At 52.6% G+C, this 211-nt stretch carries 1 protein-coding gene; it reads left to right on the top strand.

Going from position 1 to position 211, the window contains the following annotated elements:
• The coding region (locus LCF57_RS23260; protein ID WP_226002843.1) for a hypothetical protein at positions 1 to 211 on the top strand (211 nt) is incomplete at both ends.

Here is a 211-nt window from a genome sequence, read left to right as displayed (position 1 = left end):
GCAGGACTGGACATTCCGTACGGGAGATATGCAGCCGTATTATACGCAACTGTATCCGCAGGGAAGCGGACAGACGCTTACGCCGAACTTGAACATGATCTTCAGTGAAGCTGTGGAACTGGGAACAGGTCATCTTATTGTGCATCAATGGGATGGAACCGAGGTTGGGCGAATTGACGTAAGCGGAGGTACGGTTGCAGGAGGCACGGTA

The sequence above is a fragment of the Paenibacillus sp. BJ-4 genome (assembly GCF_020404765.1).
Taxonomy (GTDB): domain Bacteria; phylum Bacillota; class Bacilli; order Paenibacillales; family Paenibacillaceae; genus Paenibacillus.
This window is presented reverse-complemented; position numbering and strand designations above follow the sequence as displayed.